General features: G+C 61.7%; 21 protein-coding genes. 13 read left to right on the top strand and 8 right to left on the bottom strand.

Annotation, left to right across the window (positions count from 1 at the left end; translation table 11 throughout):
• The first annotated feature begins 62 nt into the window (after positions 1-62).
• Both LRO94_RS17825 and LRO94_RS17820 read left to right on the top strand, forming a co-directional pair.
• Complete coding sequence (locus tag LRO94_RS17825; RefSeq protein WP_032889872.1) at positions 63-1,388, top strand: MFS transporter; 1,326 nt, start codon at positions 63-65, stop codon at positions 1,386-1,388.
• Between the two features lie 108 nt (positions 1,389-1,496).
• Positions 1,497-2,204 (top strand): YebC/PmpR family DNA-binding transcriptional regulator, encoded by a 708-nt coding sequence (locus tag LRO94_RS17820; protein WP_179178763.1) that lies wholly within the window; start codon positions 1,497-1,499, stop codon positions 2,202-2,204.
• 97 nt (positions 2,205-2,301) lie between these two features.
• On the opposite strand, the gene LRO94_RS17815 is transcribed toward LRO94_RS17820, so the two are convergent.
• Entirely contained in the window at positions 2,302-3,603 is a 1,302-nt protein-coding gene (locus LRO94_RS17815; RefSeq protein WP_179178764.1) for a protein kinase, read from the bottom strand.
• A 39-nt stretch (positions 3,604-3,642) separates the two neighbouring features.
• Positions 3,643-4,737: a cell division protein ZapE gene (gene zapE / locus LRO94_RS17810; RefSeq protein WP_179178765.1), complete on the bottom strand. Its 1,095-nt coding sequence runs from the start codon at positions 4,735-4,737 to the stop codon at positions 3,643-3,645.
• A gap of 214 nt (positions 4,738-4,951) precedes the next feature.
• Between zapE and LRO94_RS17805 the strand changes: the two genes are divergently transcribed.
• The 7 genes from LRO94_RS17805 to LRO94_RS17775 all read left to right on the top strand — a co-directional run bounded on the left by LRO94_RS17805 (position 4,952) and on the right by LRO94_RS17775 (position 11,240).
• Complete coding sequence (locus LRO94_RS17805; RefSeq protein WP_032889867.1) at positions 4,952-5,452, top strand: Csu type fimbrial protein; 501 nt, start codon at positions 4,952-4,954, stop codon at positions 5,450-5,452.
• Positions 5,446-5,988, top strand: a complete 543-nt coding sequence (locus LRO94_RS17800) for a Csu type fimbrial protein (protein ID WP_179178766.1) — start codon at positions 5,446-5,448, stop codon at positions 5,986-5,988. The genes LRO94_RS17805 and LRO94_RS17800 overlap by 7 nt, the downstream gene beginning before the upstream one ends.
• Positions 5,989-6,006: 18 nt before the next feature.
• Entirely contained in the window at positions 6,007-6,549 is a 543-nt protein-coding gene (locus tag LRO94_RS17795) for a Csu type fimbrial protein (RefSeq protein ID WP_032889863.1), read from the top strand.
• Positions 6,549-7,040, top strand: a complete 492-nt coding sequence (locus LRO94_RS17790; RefSeq protein ID WP_122753631.1) for a Csu type fimbrial protein — start codon at positions 6,549-6,551, stop codon at positions 7,038-7,040. The genes LRO94_RS17795 and LRO94_RS17790 overlap by 1 nt, the downstream gene beginning before the upstream one ends.
• Positions 7,041-7,066: 26 nt before the next feature.
• Positions 7,067-7,855: a fimbrial biogenesis chaperone gene (locus LRO94_RS17785; protein WP_032889858.1), complete on the top strand. Its 789-nt coding sequence runs from the start codon at positions 7,067-7,069 to the stop codon at positions 7,853-7,855.
• A 71-nt stretch (positions 7,856-7,926) separates the two neighbouring features.
• Positions 7,927-10,272: a fimbria/pilus outer membrane usher protein gene (locus LRO94_RS17780; protein WP_179180060.1), complete on the top strand. Its 2,346-nt coding sequence runs from the start codon at positions 7,927-7,929 to the stop codon at positions 10,270-10,272.
• Positions 10,273-10,319: 47 nt separating this feature from the next.
• Entirely contained in the window at positions 10,320-11,240 is a 921-nt protein-coding gene (locus LRO94_RS17775; protein WP_179180061.1) for a Csu type fimbrial protein, read from the top strand.
• Here LRO94_RS17775 and LRO94_RS17770 read toward each other — a convergent pair.
• Both LRO94_RS17770 and LRO94_RS17765 read right to left on the bottom strand, forming a co-directional pair.
• Positions 11,237-11,974: an anti-sigma factor family protein gene (locus tag LRO94_RS17770; protein WP_032889852.1), complete on the bottom strand. Its 738-nt coding sequence runs from the start codon at positions 11,972-11,974 to the stop codon at positions 11,237-11,239. The two genes, LRO94_RS17775 and LRO94_RS17770, sit on opposite strands and share 4 nt — an antisense overlap.
• A complete protein-coding gene (locus tag LRO94_RS17765; RefSeq protein WP_032889850.1) occupies positions 11,971-12,477 on the bottom strand; it encodes a sigma-70 family RNA polymerase sigma factor in 507 nt (168 codons plus the stop codon). The genes LRO94_RS17770 and LRO94_RS17765 overlap by 4 nt, the downstream gene beginning before the upstream one ends.
• A 169-nt stretch (positions 12,478-12,646) precedes the next feature.
• Between LRO94_RS17765 and LRO94_RS17760 the strand changes: the two genes are divergently transcribed.
• Both LRO94_RS17760 and LRO94_RS17755 read left to right on the top strand, forming a co-directional pair.
• Positions 12,647-13,729, top strand: a complete 1,083-nt coding sequence (locus LRO94_RS17760) for a catalase family peroxidase (protein WP_179178768.1) — start codon at positions 12,647-12,649, stop codon at positions 13,727-13,729.
• On the top strand, positions 13,726-14,265 hold the full coding sequence (locus LRO94_RS17755; RefSeq protein ID WP_099600977.1) for a cytochrome b: 540 nt from the start codon (positions 13,726-13,728) through the stop codon (positions 14,263-14,265). The genes LRO94_RS17760 and LRO94_RS17755 overlap by 4 nt, the downstream gene beginning before the upstream one ends.
• Before the next feature lie 21 nt (positions 14,266-14,286).
• Here LRO94_RS17755 and LRO94_RS17750 read toward each other — a convergent pair whose 3' ends face one another.
• Positions 14,287-15,438, bottom strand: a complete 1,152-nt coding sequence (locus LRO94_RS17750; RefSeq protein ID WP_032889844.1) for a M14 family metallopeptidase — start codon at positions 15,436-15,438, stop codon at positions 14,287-14,289.
• A 98-nt stretch (positions 15,439-15,536) separates the two neighbouring features.
• On the opposite strand from LRO94_RS17750, the gene LRO94_RS17745 reads away from it, so the two are divergent.
• On the top strand, positions 15,537-15,749 hold the full coding sequence (locus tag LRO94_RS17745) for a hypothetical protein (protein WP_179178769.1): 213 nt from the start codon (positions 15,537-15,539) through the stop codon (positions 15,747-15,749).
• A gap of 151 nt (positions 15,750-15,900) precedes the next feature.
• Here the strand turns inward: LRO94_RS17745 and LRO94_RS17740 are convergent, their stop codons facing one another.
• A complete protein-coding gene (locus LRO94_RS17740) occupies positions 15,901-16,251 on the bottom strand; it encodes a DUF6124 family protein (protein ID WP_122753636.1) in 351 nt (116 codons plus the stop codon).
• A 131-nt stretch (positions 16,252-16,382) separates the two neighbouring features.
• Here LRO94_RS17740 and LRO94_RS17735 point away from each other — a divergent pair, with 131 nt between their 5' ends.
• Positions 16,383-17,018 (top strand): LexA family protein, encoded by a 636-nt coding sequence (locus LRO94_RS17735; protein ID WP_179178770.1) that lies wholly within the window; start codon positions 16,383-16,385, stop codon positions 17,016-17,018.
• On the opposite strand, the gene LRO94_RS17730 is transcribed toward LRO94_RS17735, so the two are convergent.
• Both LRO94_RS17730 and LRO94_RS17725 read right to left on the bottom strand, forming a co-directional pair.
• On the bottom strand, positions 17,015-18,940 hold the full coding sequence (locus LRO94_RS17730) for an acetyl/propionyl/methylcrotonyl-CoA carboxylase subunit alpha (RefSeq protein WP_179178771.1): 1,926 nt from the start codon (positions 18,938-18,940) through the stop codon (positions 17,015-17,017). The two genes, LRO94_RS17735 and LRO94_RS17730, sit on opposite strands and share 4 nt — an antisense overlap.
• Positions 18,937-19,743, bottom strand: coding sequence for a gamma-carboxygeranoyl-CoA hydratase (locus LRO94_RS17725; protein WP_032889834.1), 807 nt, complete (start codon positions 19,741-19,743; stop codon positions 18,937-18,939). Before LRO94_RS17725 ends, LRO94_RS17730 begins: the two co-directional genes overlap by 4 nt.
• Positions 19,744-19,753: the final 10 nt, after the last annotated feature.

The following is a 19,753-nucleotide window of genomic DNA, read 5'->3' as shown; positions in this document are numbered from 1 at the left end:
TAAAAACAACAGGCATTTGCTTCTCGATTCTGCCGGCACACTCACCTGAGGTCAGAAACACCATGAATATCCCTATGGGTAGCATCAAGCGTTGGCGTGTGCAGATTTTCGCCATCACCTGGCTGGCGTACGCCGCGTTCTATTTCACTCGCAAGGCGTTTTCCGTGGCAAAGCTGGGGATCGTCGACGACCCGAGTTTCCCCCTCGACAAAATGATGATGGCCAACCTGGATGGCATTTACCTGGCGGCCTATGCCGTCGGACAGTTCACCTGGGGCATGCTGGCTGACCGCTTCGGGCCGCGTGTCGTTGTGCTCGGCGGGTTACTGATTTCTGCCGCTGCGGCGCTGGTGATGGGCACGTTTGCCACCTTGCCGATCTTTATAAGTTGCATGCTGATCCAGGGCTTGGCGCAGTCCACCGGCTGGTCTGGACTGTGCAAGAACCTCGGCAGTTTCTTCCCGGCGCAGCAGCGCGGGCGGGTGCTGGGGTTATGGAGTTCGTGCTACGCCTTCGGTGGCCTGGTGGCGTCGCCCTTTGCCGGGTGGTGGGCCTACACCCTGATCGGCAGCTGGCATGCGGCGTTTATCTCCAGTGCGGCGGTGGTAGCGTTTGTGGCGGTGCTGTTCTTTCTCTTCCAGCGCAACACGCCGCAGGACGTGGACTTGCCGGCCGTGGAACCGGAGCCGCTGTTGAGCGCCGAGGAGGCCGCCGCCGAGAAGCGCATCAGCGTGCTGGAACCGCTGCGGGCCATCTTGCGTAACCGCACCGTCTTGACCCTGGGGCTGGCGTATTTCCTGTTGAAACCGGCGCGCTACGCGATCCTGTTGTGGGGCCCGGTGATCGTGTATGAGCAAATGCCCTCGGTCGGCAAGGTCGGCGCGGCCATCGTGCCGACGGCGTTCGAACTGGCCGGTTTGCTGGGGCCAGTGCTGATCGGGCTGGCGTCCGACAAACTCTTCGGTGCCCGACGCATGCCGGCCTGCGTGCTCAGCCTGCTGGCCCTGACCGTGGCCTTGGCGCTATTCATGGGCGCGCTGCACACCGGCAGCGTGCTGCTGGTGATGGCGTTGTTGTTTGTGATGGGCCTGACCCTCTACGGGCCGGACTCAATGATCAGCAGCACCGCCGCCATCGACTTCGGCACCGCCAAGGCGGGGGCGACAGCCGCAGGCTTTGTGAACGGTTGCGGTTCGGTGGGGGCGATCCTCGGCGGGTTGCTGCCGGGCTACTTCGATACGGTGACGGTGTTTATCGTGTTTGCCGGTGCCGCGCTCTTTTCCTCGCTGGTGCTGATGCCCTACTGGAACGCCAGGCCGGCCGTGCTGGCCCAGGTCGGGGATTTCGTGCCGGACCGCGGTCTTGCGATCAAACCCTTGCGAACCTGAGGGGTATGGCCGGTTTTTGGTGGATCAGAGCGTTTTTGCCCTATAAACTCTGCCCCCAAAGCGCCGGCCAGTAGACGTTTCGGCGCGATGTATAGAAGAGAGTGAGTCATGGGCGCACAGTGGAAAGTCAAACATAAAGAAGCGGCATCCAATGCCAAGGGCAAGATCTTTGGCAAGCTGGTGAAAGAAATCACCATCGCCGCCCGCAATGGCGCCGACACCGCGACCAACGCTCACCTGCGTCTGGTGGTGGAGCAGGCCAAGAAGGCCTCGATGCCCAAGGAAACCCTGGAACGCGCGATCAAGAAGGGCGCCGGTCTGCTCGGTGAAACTGTGCAATACCACCGCGTGACCTACGAAGGTTTCGCCCCGCACCAGGTGCCGCTGATCGTTGAGTGCGTAACCGACAACATCAACCGCACCGTGGCGGAAATCCGCGTGGCGTTCCGCAAGGGGCAGTTGGGTGCTTCGGGGTCGGTAGCCTGGGACTTCAACCATGTCGGCCTGATCGAAGCGTCGCCGGATACCCCGGATGCGGATCCGGAAATGGCTGCGATTGAAGCCGGTGCACAGGACTTTGAAGACGGCGAAGAAGAGGGCGCGACCCTGTTCATCACCGAAACCACCGACTTGGACGCAGTGCAGAAAGCGTTGCCCGAGCAGGGTTTCACCGTGCTATCGGCCAAGCTGGGCTACATCTCGAAAAATCCGGTCAGCGGTTTGACGGAAGAGCAGATGGCTGAAGTCGAAGCCTTCCTCGAAGGTTTGGACAACCATGATGACGTGCAGGATATGTTCGTGGGCCTGGCGGGCTGATTGAATTTATAGCTGTACAACTGTGGGAGGGGGCTTGCTCCCGATAGCGGTGGTTCTGACCCACTGCAATCGGGAGCAAGCCCCCTCCTACTTGGTTTTAAGAGTGTTGGGTAGATGCCAGCAAGGCGTTGATTTCTTCGAAGCTCGGTCGCGCCAACACATCCGGCTGACAGCACATTTTTTGGAGTTCCAAGAGTTCACCGCTCAACCCCGTTTCAACCCGCTCCAACAATTCCCCCAGCAACACCCCGAACGCCCGCACTTCAAGTCGCTGTAACGCCCGTGTCTCCAAGGTATCCGTCGTGGCATGGAACGACGCTGCGCCAAAATCCCCTAGCAGGCAATCGCCCACTTCATTCCACAGAATATTGTGGCCGTACAGGTCGCCATGGGTGATGCCGTGCCTGTGCAAATGAGCGGCCACCGAGGCGATACCCTGGGCCATGCGCAAGGCCACATTGGCACTGAAACGGGCAGTCGGTTCGTAGATGTCGCGGGTGCACGAAGTCAGGCTCGGCAGGGCGGCGAGGTTGCGGTAACTGGGGTCAATCAGGTCCATCACCAGTGCGGCCTGGTGATCGGGATGGCCGACTACACGGCCCTCGACCTTGATCAGATTGGGATGCAGCCCGGCGGCGATGCAGGCCTGCATTTCGTGCAGCGGCGAGCCATCGCTGGTGATGGTGCCTTTATAGAGTTTGACTGCCACCGGCTTGGCCTGCGGTTTCCATAGGGCCTTGCGGATCACCCCCGAGGCGCCTTCGCCCAGCACTTCGGCCAATTCCAGTTCTGCCCACGGGATGTCCGGCGTTGCGTCGTCTGCCGCCACATCCACTGCCATTTCCACCGGGTTTCCGGCATAGGCCAACCAGGTCAGGCTTGGCAGGGCTAACAGCCATTGCGGCAGATGGGTAAAGCGGTTGGACGCGATGCGAAGCAATTCGAGGTTGTGACAGTTGGCCAGGCTTTCCGGCAGGGCCGCGAGTTGGTTCCCGGCGAGCATCAGTTTTTGCAGCAGCGGCCGCTCGCCCAACGCGTCGGGCAACTGGCTGATGCGATTGTCGGTGAGGATCAGCCAGCGCAACAGCGGCGGTAAAGCGGCGGCGGGAACGTGGCTGATCTGGTTGGCCTTGAAGCCGATCATGCTCAACTTGGCGCACTGCCCCAGGCATTCCGGCAGCTCAGTAAAAGCGTTGTCCGAGCAGAAGAGCACGCGAAGGTGCGGCAGGCGGTGCAGGTCGTCGGGCAGGCGGCTCAGGGCGTTACCGCTGAGGTTGAGGATCTCCAGGGAGTCGGCCAGCCCGAAGATTTCTTCTGGGAATTCGGTGAGCCCGCAGGACAGGTCCAGGCGCGTAACGCCGGCCAATTGGCCAGCCTTGAGTTGGGCGAGGGTATTCATGAACGGCGCGGTCACTCGGCAAGGGGGCGTAAATGGCGCTCATGATACCGGGTCGGGCACCGGTTGCGGGCTGGGGTGTTGCAGTTGATTCAGGCGGCTGGCGGTGCGCGCCAAGTCGATGGCCTGACCGCTCATCGCCTGTGCCAGCGGTTGTTCGCCGATCAGGATCAGGTGCTTGTCTTTGTCGTAGAGCACGTCCACTAGGTTGATAAAGCGCTGCTGCACAGCGATCGGGCACTCGGCCAAGTGGGGCAGGCCGTCGATGATCCAGTGATCGAAATCCTCGCACAGCAGCAGGTAGTCCATCACGGCTGTCAGCTGTTCGCAGAGGTCGCTGAAGGTGAGCGCGATGGTGCGAGCGTGATGCTGGCGGCAGATCAATTGTCGGTTGCCCACCGTCAGGTGCTGCGCCGGGCCATCGGTGACCGGCAGGCCGAGCGCCGCACGCTGGGTCGGTGTGCCCGGCCACACGTATTGCCCGGTGGTAAAGCGCTGCACGGAATGAGCCTGGGGCAGGCTGCGGAAATCCTTGGGCGAGCTGACTTCCAGCACCTCCATGCGCGTGGCGATCAAGTCGATCACCGGTTTGAACCGCTCGTGGTACAGCGGGTTGGGTAACAGGCCTTCGGGCGCATAGTTGGAGGTGACCAGTACCAGTACGCCGCGCTGGAACAACGCCTTGAACAGCCGGGTAATCAGCATGGCATCGCCGATATCGTGCACGTGGAACTCGTCGAAACACAGCACACGGCAGCCGTCGAGCAGTTCGTCCAGGGTGACGGCCAGGGCATCCTCGGCCTTCTGGTGGGCGAACATGCCCCGGTGCAACTGGGCGAAAAAATCATGGAAGTGCACGCGCTGCTTTTCGGCGAGGGGCAGCGCCTGGAAGAAACCGTCCAGCAGCCAGCTTTTGCCGCGACCTACCGGGCCGTGCAGGTACAGGCTGCGGGTGGGTTGGCCAGCGAGCAGGCGCTGGGTCGCGCGCGCCATGGCGGCGATTGCCTGGGCCTGGCCGGCGCTGAGGGTATAGCCCTGTTGCCGGGCCTTGTTCTCAAAGAACGTCTGGATGGGCGAGTCGTCGTGGCCGTCGGTGTGTTTACCGAGCAAGCGACGGATTAAAGGAAGCACGGCCAATGGGATTCACTCTGTGTGTCGAGGTCGCTTACTTTAGGTCGCTCGGGGCGATTTGACCAATACAGAAGGGCGCGGCCAGCTATCTCTAAACGGCATGGAGCACAGGTAATCCTGTCCACACTGGCAGATTTTTTCTCAGTGACTACCCTTCTACATGGCAGTCACCCCTGTATAAGGATTTGGGGCAGTGAAGGGACGAGCAGTATTGACAGTCATGGGCGCGATGCTCTGCAGCACGGTTTACGCGGCGCAACTGCAAGTTGTGGTGCGCATCGATGTGCAACGGGGCTGTCAGTTGGTGGGCACCACCCGCAGCGCTGGCATCGAGCAACTTGGCGTATTGGATTTTGGCAGCGGCCCGCGTCTGGATGACCCGGCCGGGCCGTTGAGTGCGGCGCTGATCAGCCAGCGCCAGCCGCGCCTGGAATGTAACCCCGACACCCCGTACCAGATGCGCGTCGATGGCGGCCTGAACGGTGGCACCGGCGAAGTGCGTTACCTGAGCACGGGCATCCCCTCCGGCAAACCCATTCCTTATCGCATTTATGCCGACGCCGCGCGGCGTGTTCCGTTGCCAGTGAATGTCCCGCTCAGCGGCCGTGTGCCGGACTCTGGCTCCGTCGATCTGCCGCTGTATGGTCGTATCGAACCGCTCAAGGACATCCCGGCCGTCGGCCGTTACACCGACCTGCTCAAGGTAACGGTCACATGGTGAACCGTGGCTGGACCCTGCTGGCCATGGGTGGCCTGTTGCTGCTGGCTGAAGACGCCCGGGCGGCGGTGGCCAGCGGGTTTATCCAGGCGCACATGGTGATCACCGCCAGTTGCGAAGTGAGCAAGGGCAACGACACAGCGCCGGTCAGCCCGACGGGCGGCACCGCCATGCTGGACTTTGGCAGCCAGGGACCTACGTGGAGCAACCCCTTGGGGGCGAACATCTCAGACGGCAGTAACGCGCCGCTGACAGTCTCGTGCAACCCGACGGTCGCCAGCTTCACCGTGACCATCGACGGCGGCACCAATGCCGTCGGCACCACCCGGCGCCTGAGCAACGGCCGCCAGACTATCCCTTATCAACTGATGGCCGACCCGCGGGGGCGTATCCCTTACACCATCGGCCAGCAACGCAGTTTTGTAGCCGCTAATGGCACGCAAATGACCATCCCGGTGTGGGGCGCCGTGGTGGCCAATACCACGGCCCTCCCTGCAGGAACCTATACCGACACATTGACGGTGACACTGGATTGGTAAATCAAAAGGATGACGATCATGCATGCACTTGTATCTCGACTCGGCGTTTGTGCACTGGGTCTGGCGATGGCCTCCAGCCTGAATGCGGCCACCACGGTGACCGGCCAGATCACCTCCAGCCTGACACTGATTGCCAGTTGCCAGGTCAACGGTTCCGGAGCGGCTACTGGTCTCAACTTCGGTAGCTTGAACTTCGGCACCACCAACAGCCTGTTTACCAATGCTGACGCCCAACTGCTGGGCGGTACCGGCACTGGTGGCGCGCTCTCGATCCTGTGTTCCAGTGGCACCACGCCAGCAGTGAAAGTGCGTGCCGGTGCCCATGATGGTGCTTCTCCGGGAGGCACCCGTGCACTGGCCGACGGCGCGGGTAACTTCGTGCCTTACGACTTCTACACCGACAGCGGCCATTCGGCGCTGCTGGCGATTGACGGCGTGATCACCCTCGCGACCAGCACCGGTGTGGCGCAAACCGTGAACCTTTATGGTCGGGCAGTGGGCAAGGCCGGGCTGCCGGCGGGCACGTACTCGGACACCGTGGCCGTTGAACTGACGTTCTAATGCGCTGGCTTCGCGCATTGCTGGCCTGTGGGCTGGTGGTGCCGCTGCCGTTGGCGGCAGTGACCAGCCAGAGTTTTCAGGTGAGCGCGACGATTACGCCGGGCTGCCTGATCGTCGGCGGCGGCGCCAACTACGGCGCGCTGAACTACGGCAGTTACTCGGCCCTGGCCACCAGCACCGTGACCGCGGCGCTGACCGGCGGCGTGACCCTGCAATGCACGCCGGGGGTGGCGTTAAGCATGAGTGTCGACGGCGGCCTGCATAACAGCAGCGGGCGCAACCTGCAACTCAACAGCGGCAGTGCGCGAGTGGCTTATCAGCTGTTTCGGGACGCGGCGTTCAGCCAGAGCCTGGGGATCAGCCAGAGCGTCAGCGTGGCGTACAGCGACGCAAACAACATCAGTCTGCCGATCTATGGGCGGGTGGTTTTACCGGGCAATCAGCCTGGGGGGACGTACAGCGACACGCTGCAGGTGCAGCTGACGTGGTAGGGCTTATCGGTAAAAGGAGTGGTTTTATGCGTTCACCTTCCCGGCGGCTGTGGGCCGCAGGTATTGCCTTGGGGGCGTTGTGCACGACGGGGCTGGTGCAGGCCGCCAGTTCGGTGCTGATCTGGCCTATCGACCCGGTGCTGGAAGCTGATCAACAGGCCAGCGCGCTGTGGCTGGAGAACCGCGGAACGGAAACCGCGAGCCTGCAGATTCGCGTATTTGCCTGGAGCCAGAGTGGCTTTGACGAGCAGTACCAGAACCAGCGCGATGTGATCGGCAGCCCACCGGTGGCCAGGATCGAACCGGGTCAAAAGCAACTGGTACGCCTGACCCGCACCCGTGAAGTGCCGCCGGGCCAGGAGTTGGCCTACCGCATCATCATTGATGAAATTCCCTCGCCATTGCAGGTGCCCACGCCGCCGGAAGGCAAGAATACGGCGGCGGCGATTCGTTTCCAGATGCGCTACTCGGTGCCGTTATTCGCCTACGGCGCGGGGCTGTGGAGCAAGGAGGACGCCACGCGTCAGCGTGACCCGGCGGGCGCGGGCAAACCGGACCTGAGTTGGCACAAGGTCACAGTCGCGGGGCGCAATTACATCGAGGTGCGTAACCAGGGCGCTGTGCATGCACGATTGACGGACGCGTCGTTCAAGCAGAGCGGACAGACGCGGCCGCTGGTGGAGGGCTTGTTGGGTTATGTGCTGCCCGGCGCGACGATGCGCTGGCCGGTGCCGGAGGCTGTGTCGGCCGATCAGCCGTTGCAGGTTCGCGTCAATGGTGCGGCGCAGTTGGAGAGCCTGGCGCCGAAGCGTTGAAGGCAGTGTAACGGGGCGGGGAAGCTCCGGGTTTTAAGCAGATGGAGATGTCCATTGAAGGACACAACGCCATGGTGAGTCGTGGTCGGGCTCGTCATCTATGGCTGTCGGTGGTGGTCAGCGGGCTGTGGGGCGTGGCAGTGGCTGGCGACCTGCCGCCGCCGCCGAGCAGCATGGAGGCTGTCGCCGATGCACAGTTATTTCTGGAGTTGGTGGTCAACCAGATGGACACCGGCCGCGTCGTTGCAGTCGATCAACGTGCCGGGCAGCTCTATGTGCCGGCCGGTGCGCTGCAGGACGTGGGCATGAAATTGCCCGGTGAACTCAGCGGCAGCGTGGCCCTGGACGCAATCCCCGGCCTGCACAGCGATTACGACAGCAACGGCCAGCGCCTGCTGATCGACGTGCCGCCGTCGTGGTTGCAGGAGCAGTTCATCGGCAACCGCAACACCTACCCGCGTACCCAGGCCATGAGCAGCTTTGGCGCTTTGCTCAACTACGACCTGTACTTCAACGACACCGATGAAGGCGGCAGCTACCTCGCGGCCTGGAATGAAGTGCGGCTGTTCGACAACTGGGGCACCTTGTCCAACACCGGGCAGTATCGCCAGACCCTGGCCGGCGGTATCAACGACAGCACCCTCAATAATGGTTACCGGCGCTACGACACCACCTGGCGTTTCTCGGATGATGAGCGCTTGCTCACCTACGAGGCCGGCGACGTGATCAGCGGTTCGCTGCCCTGGAGCAGCTCGGTACGCTTGGGCGGGGTGCAGTTGTCGCGCGATTTTGCGGTGCGCCCCGATCTGGTTACTTATCCCTTGCCGCAATTTGCGGGCGAGGCGGCAGTGCCGTCGTCGGTGGATCTGTTCATCAACGGCTACAAATCCGAAAGCGCGCTGCTGCAACCGGGCCCCTACACCCTGACCAATATCCCGTTTATCAACGGCGCGGGTGAAGCGGTGGTCGTCACCACCGACGCCCTGGGTCGCCAAGTGTCGACCACGGTGCCGTTCTACGTCACCAGTACGCTGTTGCAACAAGGCCTGACGGATTTTTCGGTGGCGGCCGGCACGTTGCGCCGCGACTACACCGTGCGCGACTTCTCCTATGGATCAGGGGTGACCAGTGCCACGTTGCGTTATGGCTACTCCGACAACCTCACTCTGGAAAGCCACGCCGAAGCCACCAGCGATCTGACCCTCGGCGGGCTGGGCGCCAATGTGCGCCTGGGCAATTTTGGCGTGCTCAACACTGCCCTCAGTCAAAGCCAGTTCGAAGGCCGCAACGGCCAGCAACTGAGCCTGGGTTATCAGTACAACAGCACCCGTTACAGCCTGTCCTACCAACGGGTGGAACGGCGCGCCGATTACGCCGATCTGACCCTGGTCGACACGCCCTACGCAAGCCTCAGCAAGCGCAGCGAACAGGTGACCCTGAGCCTCAATCTGCAGCGTTTTGGCAGCCTGGGCCTTGGGTATTTCGACGTGCAGGCAGCGGACGATTCCCGCACGCGGCTGCTCAACCTGAGCTGGAGCAAACCGTTGTGGCGCAACACCAGTTTCTACCTGTCGGCCAACCGCGAGATCGGCGATAGCAATTGGGCCATGCAGGCACAACTGGTAATCCCGTTCGACCTCAACGGCAGCCTGGCGTTGAGCACCGAGCGCGGAAAGGACGGCACCCGTCGCCAGCGCGTCAACTACAGCAGTGCGGTGCCCAGCCAAGGTGGGTTCGGCTACAACCTGGGGTATGCCCAAGGCGATGCACCCAGCTATCGACAAGCTGACTTGACCTGGCGTTTGCAGTCGGTGCAATTGCAGGCCGGCGTGTACGGCAGCAGCGATGCCGAGACGCGCTGGGCGGATGCCAGTGGCTCTCTGGTGTGGATGGGCGGCGACACCTTTGCTGCCAACCGCATCAACGATGCATTTGTGGTGGTGAGTACCCAGGGGTTTGCCGGGATTCCGGTGCGTTACGAAAACCAGTTGGTGGGAGAGACCGATCGCAATGGGCATTTGCTGGTGCCATGGAGCAGTGCGTATTACCGGGGCAAGTATGAAATCGATCCGCTGAACCTGCCGCTCAATGTGCAGAGCCCTAACGTGGAACAACGAGTTTCGGTGCGCCGTGGCGCGGGTTATCTGCTTGAGTTCCCGCTGCGGCGAGTGCTCGCTGCGAGCGTTACCCTGGTGGACAGTCAGCATCAGGAATTACCCCTGGGCAGCCTGGTGGTCCATGAGCAAAGCGGCCAGCAGGCGGTGGTGGGCTGGGATGGTCTGGTGTACCTGGAGAACCTGTCGGCCCACAACACCTTGCAGGTGACGTTGGGACAAGGGCGAGCCTGCCAGGCGACCTTTGATATCGATGAGCAGCAACAAGGCGTGCCGCTGATCGGGCCGTTGGTGTGCCAGTGAGAGGCAGGGCATGGTTGCTGCTCGGGCTGCTGCAGGCGGGCCCGGCGATGGCGGCGTGCTCGGTGGTCACCACCGCGCCGGCCAGCTTCGGCTCGATCAGTTCAATGACGGTGCGCACTGCCGCGCAGACCAGTTCCACGGCCAACGCCGGTTTGAGTTGCACGTCGGCGCTGATTTCGCTGTTGGTGTCGTCGGACCACTTCTACGCCACCGTTACGTCGGCCCAGAGTGGCATGGTCGGGCCGACCGGTGACGTGATCGGTTACACCCTTTACGGCAACAACAGCAGCAGCTATCCGATTACCCGAGGCACGCAATTCGATTTTGGTGGATCCGGGGGGATTGCCCAGGCGTTGGGGCTGATCGCAGGGCCAGGGACGAAAACCGTGCCGCTGTACCTGAGCAGTATCACGGGCAGCAATGTGGCGGCGGGGCTATATACCGAGACGTTGAACATTGCCTGGAACTGGAACTATTGCTCGGGGATCGGCATCGGCGGCGTCTGCCTGGGACGGGACATTGGTAATGCCGTCGCGACCCTGACGGTCAGCATGATCGTCACCAACGACTGTCAGATCACCGCGCCCAATATCAGCTTTGGCAGTGCTCCGGTGATCAGTGGGTTCACTGCCGTGACCGGACAAACCATCAACATCGCCTGCACCAAGGGCAGTGCCTACACCGTGGGCCTGAGCGACGGCCAGAATCCGCTGAGTGCTGGTGGGCGGCGGCGCATGATTTCAGGCAGCAATTACCTGGCCTACGACATTTTCAAAAGCGCCGGCACCACGCGGTGGGGCAGTGTTGGCGCAGCGCGGCGGGCCAGTTCCACGGCTGAGGTCAACCCCGGCAATGGCTTGGGCACCGGCAGCCAGGTGTTCAACTACAACGCAAAAATCTACAGCGACCAGACCACCCCAACCGCCGGCACCTATCTCGACAATGTGGTGCTGGACGTGGGGTTCTAGAACGGCTGAAGGGAGGGTGGCGGCTGATCCGTCGGGCTGACCACCGCATAGTTGTAGCCGCCGCCGGACCAGTATTGCGCTTGTAATCCATCCGCCGTGCGCTGGCCGCGGGGCAGGAAACCGTTGTCCGGGCCCGGTGGGCGAATGTAGAAACTGATGCGCCGACCCTGGGGATCTTCGTACAGCACCATGGCGGCGGCGCCTTGGTCGGTGGTGAGCAATCGACCGCTGACCGGCTTGAAGCCCGACTGACTCAAGTCCGGCAGGCGGTGGGCCTGGTTGAAGTAGCGGTCGAGCCACGCCTGCATGGTGCCGCTGTCCTGGCCGTTGTAGTCGGCGGGCATGATGCCTTCCTGGGCAAACAGGCGGAACGCTTGCATCGCGTCGGCCATCGGCAACATCGGTGCTTGTGTGGCTTCACGGGCGTGCCAGCCGCCGAGGCCGCCCAGGCTGACGGCAATCAGCAATACCGCCGCCGTGGCGAAGTGGCGGCGCGATTGATGCTTGATGCGTTGGCGAATCAGCGCCGGGTCCAGTGCCGGGTTGGCCGGCTGTTGCAGGGCGCCGCTCAAGGACGCGCGCAGCAGTTGCGCGTCCTGTTGCCAAGCCTGGACCCGGGCCGCGACGTCGGGATGGGCCGCCAAATAGGTGTCGAGCACACGGCGATCACTCTCCAGGAGCTGGTGGTCGACGTAGGCATGCAGGTCGCGTTCGCTGGGGGGCAGGCTGATCATTTGAGTATCCGCAGGGAAGGGCTGGCAATTTCGCCATCGCTGAGTTGACGCAAGGCTTGGCGTGCCCGGGACAGGCGCGACATCACGGTGCCCACTGGCACGTCGAGGATGTCGGCGACGTCCTTGTAGCTCAGACCTTCGACCGACACCCATAACAGCAGGGCGCGCTGTTCGGTGTTGAGTTGATCGAAGGCTTGCAGGGTCGACTGGGCGATCACGGTGCGCTCCACCGACGGCTGCGCGTCATCGCGGCCGGTAAAAAACTCCAGCATGCGTGCATAGCGCCGGGTGCGGCGGTGGGCGTCGAGGAACTGCCGATAGAGGATCGAAAACAGCCACGCGCGCAGATCGCCCTCAACGCGTTTGTCGGCCCAGCGGGTAATCGCCCGTTCCAGGGTGGACTGCACCAGGTCATCGGCGCTGCTGGCGTTACGGGTCAAGGACACGGCAAAACGCCGCAGCCTGGGGATGAGTTCACGTAACTGTTCGTCGAGTTCATGCATGGGTGTCTGGCTGGTCACTACGCTGGGACTAGAGAGACGTCCGGCGTTAAGGGTTATTCCAGGCTAGGAAAAATAAATCCACGGCCAGGGAATAGAGCAGATCGGCATTCGTCTCAATGCTCCGACCTTTAGTTTCACCCCCTAAGGCCTCTGGCCCTGGAGTTTGTTCATGGTAGATCACTCATCACCGCCCCGTCCTGCGTTGAGCACTGCGAGCCTGATTGCGCGACTCGCCGGTATTGGGGCCGTAGTTGCTGTCGTTGCCGGGGCATTTGCCTACGTCAACGGCACGCTCGACCCACAGCGGCTGCGGCCGAAAACCTTGGTCAATGCCCTGGAAACGAATAACGGCGTGCACCCTGGTTTTCGCCGTAACCATGCCAAGGGCGTGTGTGTGGCCGGGTATTTCGAGAGCAGCCCCGAAGCCCGTGCGTACTCCAGTGCCCAGGTGTTCAGCGAGGCCAAGACGCCCCTGGTCGGCCGGTTTGCGTTGCCCAGTGGTAACCCATATGCACCGGACAGCAGTGTGCCGATCCGCAGCTTTGCCGTGCAGTTCAACCAATCCAACGGCCAGCAATGGCGCACGGGTATGAACAGCATGCCGGTGTTCCCGGTAGGCACGCCCGAGGCGTTCTACCAGATGCTCAAAGCGGGTGCGCCCGATCCGGCCACCGGCAAGCCGAACCCGGCGAATATGCCGGCGTTTTTCGCCGCGCATCCCGAGACGGCGCCGTTTTTGGCGTGGGTCAAGACCGCCAAGCCATCGGCCAGTTACGCCACCGAAACCTATAACGGCATCAACGCGTTTTACCTGGTGAGCGCCGATGGCAAGCGCCAGGCCGTGCGCTGGGGCGTGGTGCCGCAGAGCCAGGATGCGGCGGGGGATACTGCGCCGGGCGGAGCTGACTTCCTTGAGAAAGACTTGGCGCAGCGCCTGGCGTCAGGGCCATTGCGTTGGCAGTTGAACATCACCCTGGCCAACCCCGGCGACCCACTCGACGATGCGAGCAAGACCTGGACCGGCGAGCATAAAGTGTTGAACGCCGGCACCCTGGTGCTGCAAAGCAGCCAACCTCAGGCCGACGGTGATTGCCGCGACATCAACTTTGACCCGCTGATTCTGCCCAGCGGCATCGAAGCCTCAAATGATCCGCTGCTGGCCGCCCGCTCGGCGGCGTATGCCAGTTCGTACCTGCGCCGTGCCGGTGAAGTCGGCCCGTTGCACAGTGCCCCTCAGGAGTCGAAACCATGAATGCCCACCCTCGGTTTTTTGCGCCCCTGGCACGTCTGCTGCACTGGTTGATGGCGCTGATGGTCATCGCCATGTTGTTTATCGGCGCGGGGCTGGCGGCGTCGGTGTCGGAGCGGCATGAGTGGTTGATCCACCTGCACAAGCCGCTGGGGATTGCGATCCTGGCGTTGGTGATCGTGCGATTGGTGGTGCGTTTTTCCACCCGTCAGCCGCCGTTACCGTCTGACTTACCGCAGTGGCAAGTGCTGGCGGCCAAGGCATCCCATCTGGTGCTGTATGGGTTGATGCTGGTATTGCCGCTGCTGGGTTGGGCGATGATCTCGGCGGCAGGTGATCCGGTAATGCTCAGCAGTTCGGTGCAGTTGCCGGCGCTGGTGGCGGCTAACGCGCCGCTGTTTGCGCTGCTGCGCAAGGCCCATGGGTATCTGGCTTACCTGCTGTTTTTCACGGTGCTGTTGCACTTGGCGGCGGCGTTGTTCCATGGACTGATTCGGCGTGATGGGGTGTTGCAGAGTATGACCGGCACCAGGGACTGATGCCGGCTGAGGGCAGGGGCGTTAGCGCAGGACCGTGACGATATCGGCCACGGTACTCAACACATCCTTGCCCAATTGCTTGGACCGCTCACCCGACCAACCGGTTTTCGGGTTGGGGGCGTCGTCGTTGTCCTTGAATGGCATTTCCAGGGTCAGGGACAGGCAGTCGTATTTTTCGCCGACTGCATTGCACGCCAGGGTCATATTGGCTTCGCCCGGCAAGTCGCGGGTGTAGCCATGTGTGGTCTGGAAGTCTCGGGTCAGCGCACTCAAGTGGCGGCGGAAGTGTTTTTCCAGCGCTTCGATACGCGGGGTATAGCCCGGGTTGCCTTCGCAGGCGGCGGTGAACACGTAGGGGATTTCTTCGTCACCGTGGATATCGAGGAACAGGTCCACACCGTACTCTTCCATCTGTTGCTGCACGAACAGCACTTCTGGACTGATCTCCTGGCTGGCGCTTTGCCAGGCACGATTGAGGTCCTGCCCCATGGCGTTGGTGCGCAAGTGACCGTGGAAAGCACCGTCGGGGTTCATGTTCGGCACCAGGTACAGGTCGGCAACGGCCAGGAGTTTTTTCATCTCGGCATCGCCGTCCTGTTGCAGGCGCTCGATGATGCCTTCCATAAACCATTCGGCCATGTGTTCGCCGGGGTGCTGTTGGGCGATGATCCAGATGTTGCGACGGCCTTCGCCGCCTTTGCCACGGCGCAGCAGTTGGATATCGCGGCCTTCGACGCTTTTACCGGTCGCCAGCAGTTGAGTGCCGGCGTATTTCAGCGCCAGCTCTATCAGCCGATCATGGCGTTCACGGCTGTAGGGCTCGAAGTAGGCGAACCAGGCATGTTTCTCGCGGGTTTCGAGGCTGATGTGCAGGATCTCTCCGTCGAAGCGAGTCGGTACTCGGAACCAGTTGACGTGATCATAAGACGCGACAGCGTGGTAGCCGCTCCAGGCATGCTTATACGAGGAGCCACCCGCGTTGCTCAGGCGAAAGGTGTGGGTGTGGCCCACGTGCATGCCTTCGGCCTTGAAGTGGAACCATTGGAAATGGTGGCTGCGGGTATCGGGTCGAATTGCCAGCAACAAATGGTATGCATCGCTGGCGTCGAGTACTTGGATATTGCCACTGTCGAAGTCGGTGCTGATCTTGATGGAAGTCAAGGCCACGGTCATAGTCTGGTTGCCTGAATATGAGTGTTGTGACGACTATATTACACAGGAGTCTGGTAAAGACTGGACGCAAAATTGTTGCGAGAAGGGGGGCGTCATCCGTGACGCTGCCGCAGCTTAAAATCTATGAGATTGATTCTCAAGCGCTATTTCGCAGAGATCTGAGCCAGAGCGCCCGACTGACTTTCTTTTGGCGATGGTCTTTTGCTACCATGCGCGCCATCGAGCAACACACAGTCTTCATTAGCCTGAAGCCACGCCAGGGAAACTGGCAAAAAAAAGACCCGGCCAAAGAGCCGGGTCAAAAACCGTGATTAGCCTGATGAGGAGATATTCCAAGAGTCCGACCTAAGGTCCCTTGGTTTATCGACTGATCTCGCGATCAGCTGAGCCCAATAATAATCATTATCATTTGCAAGTCAAATGTTTTTATCCCTGTGATAGAAATATTTTTCTTCGCGCCTCTTACGCGTTCGTCTGAGCCTCCGATGCCTGCAGCGACCGCTCTATCATCGCCTTCGCCATATCAATCAAATACACCACTGAAAACGCCAGGTCGCGCTGATTGCCTTGATGGCTGCTCGCCGATTCATAGGCCGTAGCGGCGGCGCTGCGCAACAGCTCTGAGGCGTGCACCAGCGCTTCTTCCTGACTGATGCCCGGTTTAAGTGTGAAAAAACCTTCGTCCGGGACGGGTGCTGACATATTTCCTTTCAAGTAAAAGTCCAGCGCCCTCTGGGCAGCACCGCTGCTGCGCAGGTTGTAAACGTCGTCACTCTTGGTGGCTTCAGGCAGGAGATACGGGCTCGTTGTCATAAGGGGCGGTACTCTGTGTGGGTGTCGAAAACCTTGAGCCTGATAATAGTACGTATCGTATTTATGTCGTTTTATGGATTACTACAAACTGTTTATTGCCCTGAAAAATACCTGCCGTATTGTCTGGCGCCATGGATAACTGGATAGCGTTGGTCAAGGCCAACATGAAAGACCGCAAGGTCACACAGGGTGAGCTGGCTGAACGCTTGGGCATGTCCCAGGGCGGTGTGGGCCATTGGCTCAACAAGCGGCGCGTGCCGAGCCTGGCAGACATGAACCGGGTCCTGGAAGAGTTGGGGCTGGGCTACCTGGAAGTGGTGCAGGAGGTGCGTGAGAAAACCGACGAAGTCCCCATTCAGGCTAAACAGTACACACCGTATTTTCGCTACCCGGTCAGCGAGTGGAGGGGCCTGTGCGAAGTGCGCGAAGAGCGCCCCGCTTATGGCGCCGCGGGCTTCGAGCTGTCGGACTACCATGCCCACGGAGATGCCTTTTGGCTGCCCGTGACGGGGGACGCCATGACGGCGCTTAGTGGCCTGAGCATCGCTGCGGGCATGATGATTCTGGTGGATCCCGCAGTCGCCGCACAACCCGGCAGGCTGGTGGTCGCCCAATGGGCAGACAGCCCCCAGGCGACCTTCCGCCAGTTGATGGAAGAGAGCGGCGAGCTCTACCTGGTGCCGCTCAACCCTACCTACCCGAAACGGCTGTTCACCAAGGATTGCCGCATCCTTGGCGTCGTCGTGCAGGCCACGGCGAAGTTCTAATCAGCGGTTTCGAGTTCCACCAGCGCGCAACCTTCGGCAACCATTTCGCCTTCCTGGCAGAACAGCGCCTTGACCACTCCGGCCTTGGGCGCGCGGATGCTGTGCTCCATCTTCATCGCTTCGAGCACCACCAATTGCGTACCAGCTTCAACCGCTTGGCCAACTTCCACCAGCACTCGCACAATGCTGCCGTTCATCGGCGCTGTAAGGCCACCTTGATGAGACTGGTTTGCCTCGACGGCGGCAATTGGGTCGAACAGGCTCACGCCATGCATCTCGCCATCCCAACGCAAGAACAGGGTGCCCTCGCGACGTACTGCCAGATGTGAATGACGCACGCCGTGATGGTCGATCAGCAGGCGCTCCCCGCACAGTCGCGGAACATCTTCGCCCACTGTCACTCGGCGATCCTGCCCATTACAGCTCAAATGCAGGGAAACCTCGGCAGGTAGCCCGGCACGAAACCCACGGGTGTCCGCCCAAGGCCCTTCACCCGCCGGCAAGCTCTGCATAAATGCCGAACCCGCCGCCTGCCAGAACTCATCGCTCAACTCACCGGGCACGGGCAGCAACTCATCCTGATAACGCGGAATAAATCCGGTATCCAGTTCGGCCGCCGCAAATGCGGGATGGCCAATGATGCGCCGCAGGAAGCCCAGGTTGGTCTTGATCCCGCCGACGGCAAACTCATCGAGCATACCCAGCAATCGCAGGCGTGCCTGCTCACGGTCCTCGCCCCAGGCAATCAACTTGCCGAGCATCGGGTCGTAGAACGGCGAAACGCTGTCCCCTTGGCCAACGCCGCTGTCTACCCGACGCCCCGGGCCCGACGCGGATTCGCGGTACAGCGCCAAGTGCCCGGTGGCGGGCAAGAAGTCATTGGCCGGGTCCTCGGCATACAAGCGCACTTCAATCGCATGGCCGATCAGTGGCACCTGTTCCTGGCTGATCGGCAGCGCTTCGCCCTGGGCGACACGAATCTGCCAAGCCACCAGATCCAGGCCGGTGATGGCCTCGGTCACCGGGTGTTCTACTTGCAGCCGCGTGTTCATTTCCATAAAGAAGAACTCGCCGCGCGCATCCAGCAAAAACTCCACGGTACCGGCGCCAACGTAGCCGATGGCCTGGGCGGCACGCACGGCGGCTTCGCCCATGGCTTTGCGCTGTTCAATACTCAGCCCCGGCGCTGGCGCTTCCTCGACGACCTTCTGGTGCCGACGCTGGATCGAGCAATCGCGTTCATTGAGGTACAGGCAATGCCCCTGTTGATCGGCAAATACCTGGATCTCCACATGGCGCGGCTTGAGCAGGTATTTCTCCACCAGCATCTGGCCGTTGCCAAAAGAGGACAGTGCTTCACGCTGGGCGGAGGCCAATGCTTCGGCGAGTTGGTCGACGTGCTCAACCACCTTCATGCCCTTGCCACCGCCGCCCGCTGTGGCTTTTAGCAGCACCGGATAACCAATACGTTCGCAGGCGGCGCGGAAGGTTTCCAGGTCTTGGGCTTCGCCGTGATAACCCGGCACCAATGGCACACCAGCGGTTTCCATCAGCGCCTTGGCGGCGGATTTGCTACCCATGGCGTCGATGGCCGAGGCGGGCGGGCCGAGGAAGATCAGGCCGGCGGCTTCAATCGCCCGGGCAAAACCGGCGTTTTCCGACAAAAAGCCGTAGCCCGGATGAATCCCTTGGGCACCGCTGGCGTGGGCGGCCGCGATGATCTTATCGATTTGCAGGTAACTTTCCGTGGCCTTGCTGCCGCCCAGGTCCACGCGAATATCCGCCTCGCGACTGTGCCGCGCATCACGGTCGATGGCGCTGTGCACGGCCACGGTGGTCAGGCCCATCGCTTTGGCGGTGCGCATCACCCGGCAGGCAATCTCACCCCGGTTGGCTACCAGCAGGGTCGTCAGTGTACTCATGGGCGCGGCTCCTGGGATTGCCAGCTCGGTGACCTTTTTTGCAGGAACGCCCTCAATCCTTCCTGCCCCTCGGCACTGACGCGAATCCGCGCAATTGCGTTTTCGCAGTAGCGGCGCAGTGCTGGGGTGAGGGCGCCGTTGCCCACTTCACGCAGCAGATCTTTACTCGCGCGCATCGCTGCCGGGCTGTTTTGCAACAGGTTGGCAATCCACTGCTCGACCTGGGTATCCAGCTCACCGGCCGGGTAGCTTTCGGCCAGCAAACCGATATCTCGCGCACGTTGGCCACCAAAGCGTTCGGCCGTCAGAGCATACCGGCGCGCCGCGCGTTCGCCGATGGCCTGCACCACGAACGGACTGATCACCGCCGGCGCCAGGCCAATGCGCACTTCCGACAGGCAGAACTGCGCGTCATCGGCGCCGATCGCCATGTCGCAGCAACTGATCAACCCGAGGGCGCCACCGTAGGCTGCGCCTTGCACCACGGCCAAGGTCGGGATTTTCAGCTTGGCCAGGTTGTACATCAGCTCTGCCAGTTCGCGGGCGTCGTCGAGGTTGGTGTGGTAATCCAACTCGGCTGACTGCTGCATCCAGGCCAGGTCCGCGCCGGCACTGAAGTGCTTGCCGCGTCCGCGCAGCACCAAAAAACGCAGGGTTGGGTCGCCTTGCACCTGGTCGAGAGCAATGATCAATTCGCGGATCATTTCGGCATTGAACGCGTTGTTCTTGGCTTCACGACTGAGCCACAGGGTGGCGAAGCCACGGCTGTCGGTGATCAGTTCGAGGGTGTTGAAATCGCTCATGGGTACAGCT

This window comes from Pseudomonas sivasensis, assembly GCF_021391435.1.
Taxonomy (GTDB): Bacteria; Pseudomonadota; Gammaproteobacteria; order Pseudomonadales; family Pseudomonadaceae; genus Aquipseudomonas; species Aquipseudomonas sivasensis.
This window is presented reverse-complemented; position numbering and strand designations above follow the sequence as displayed.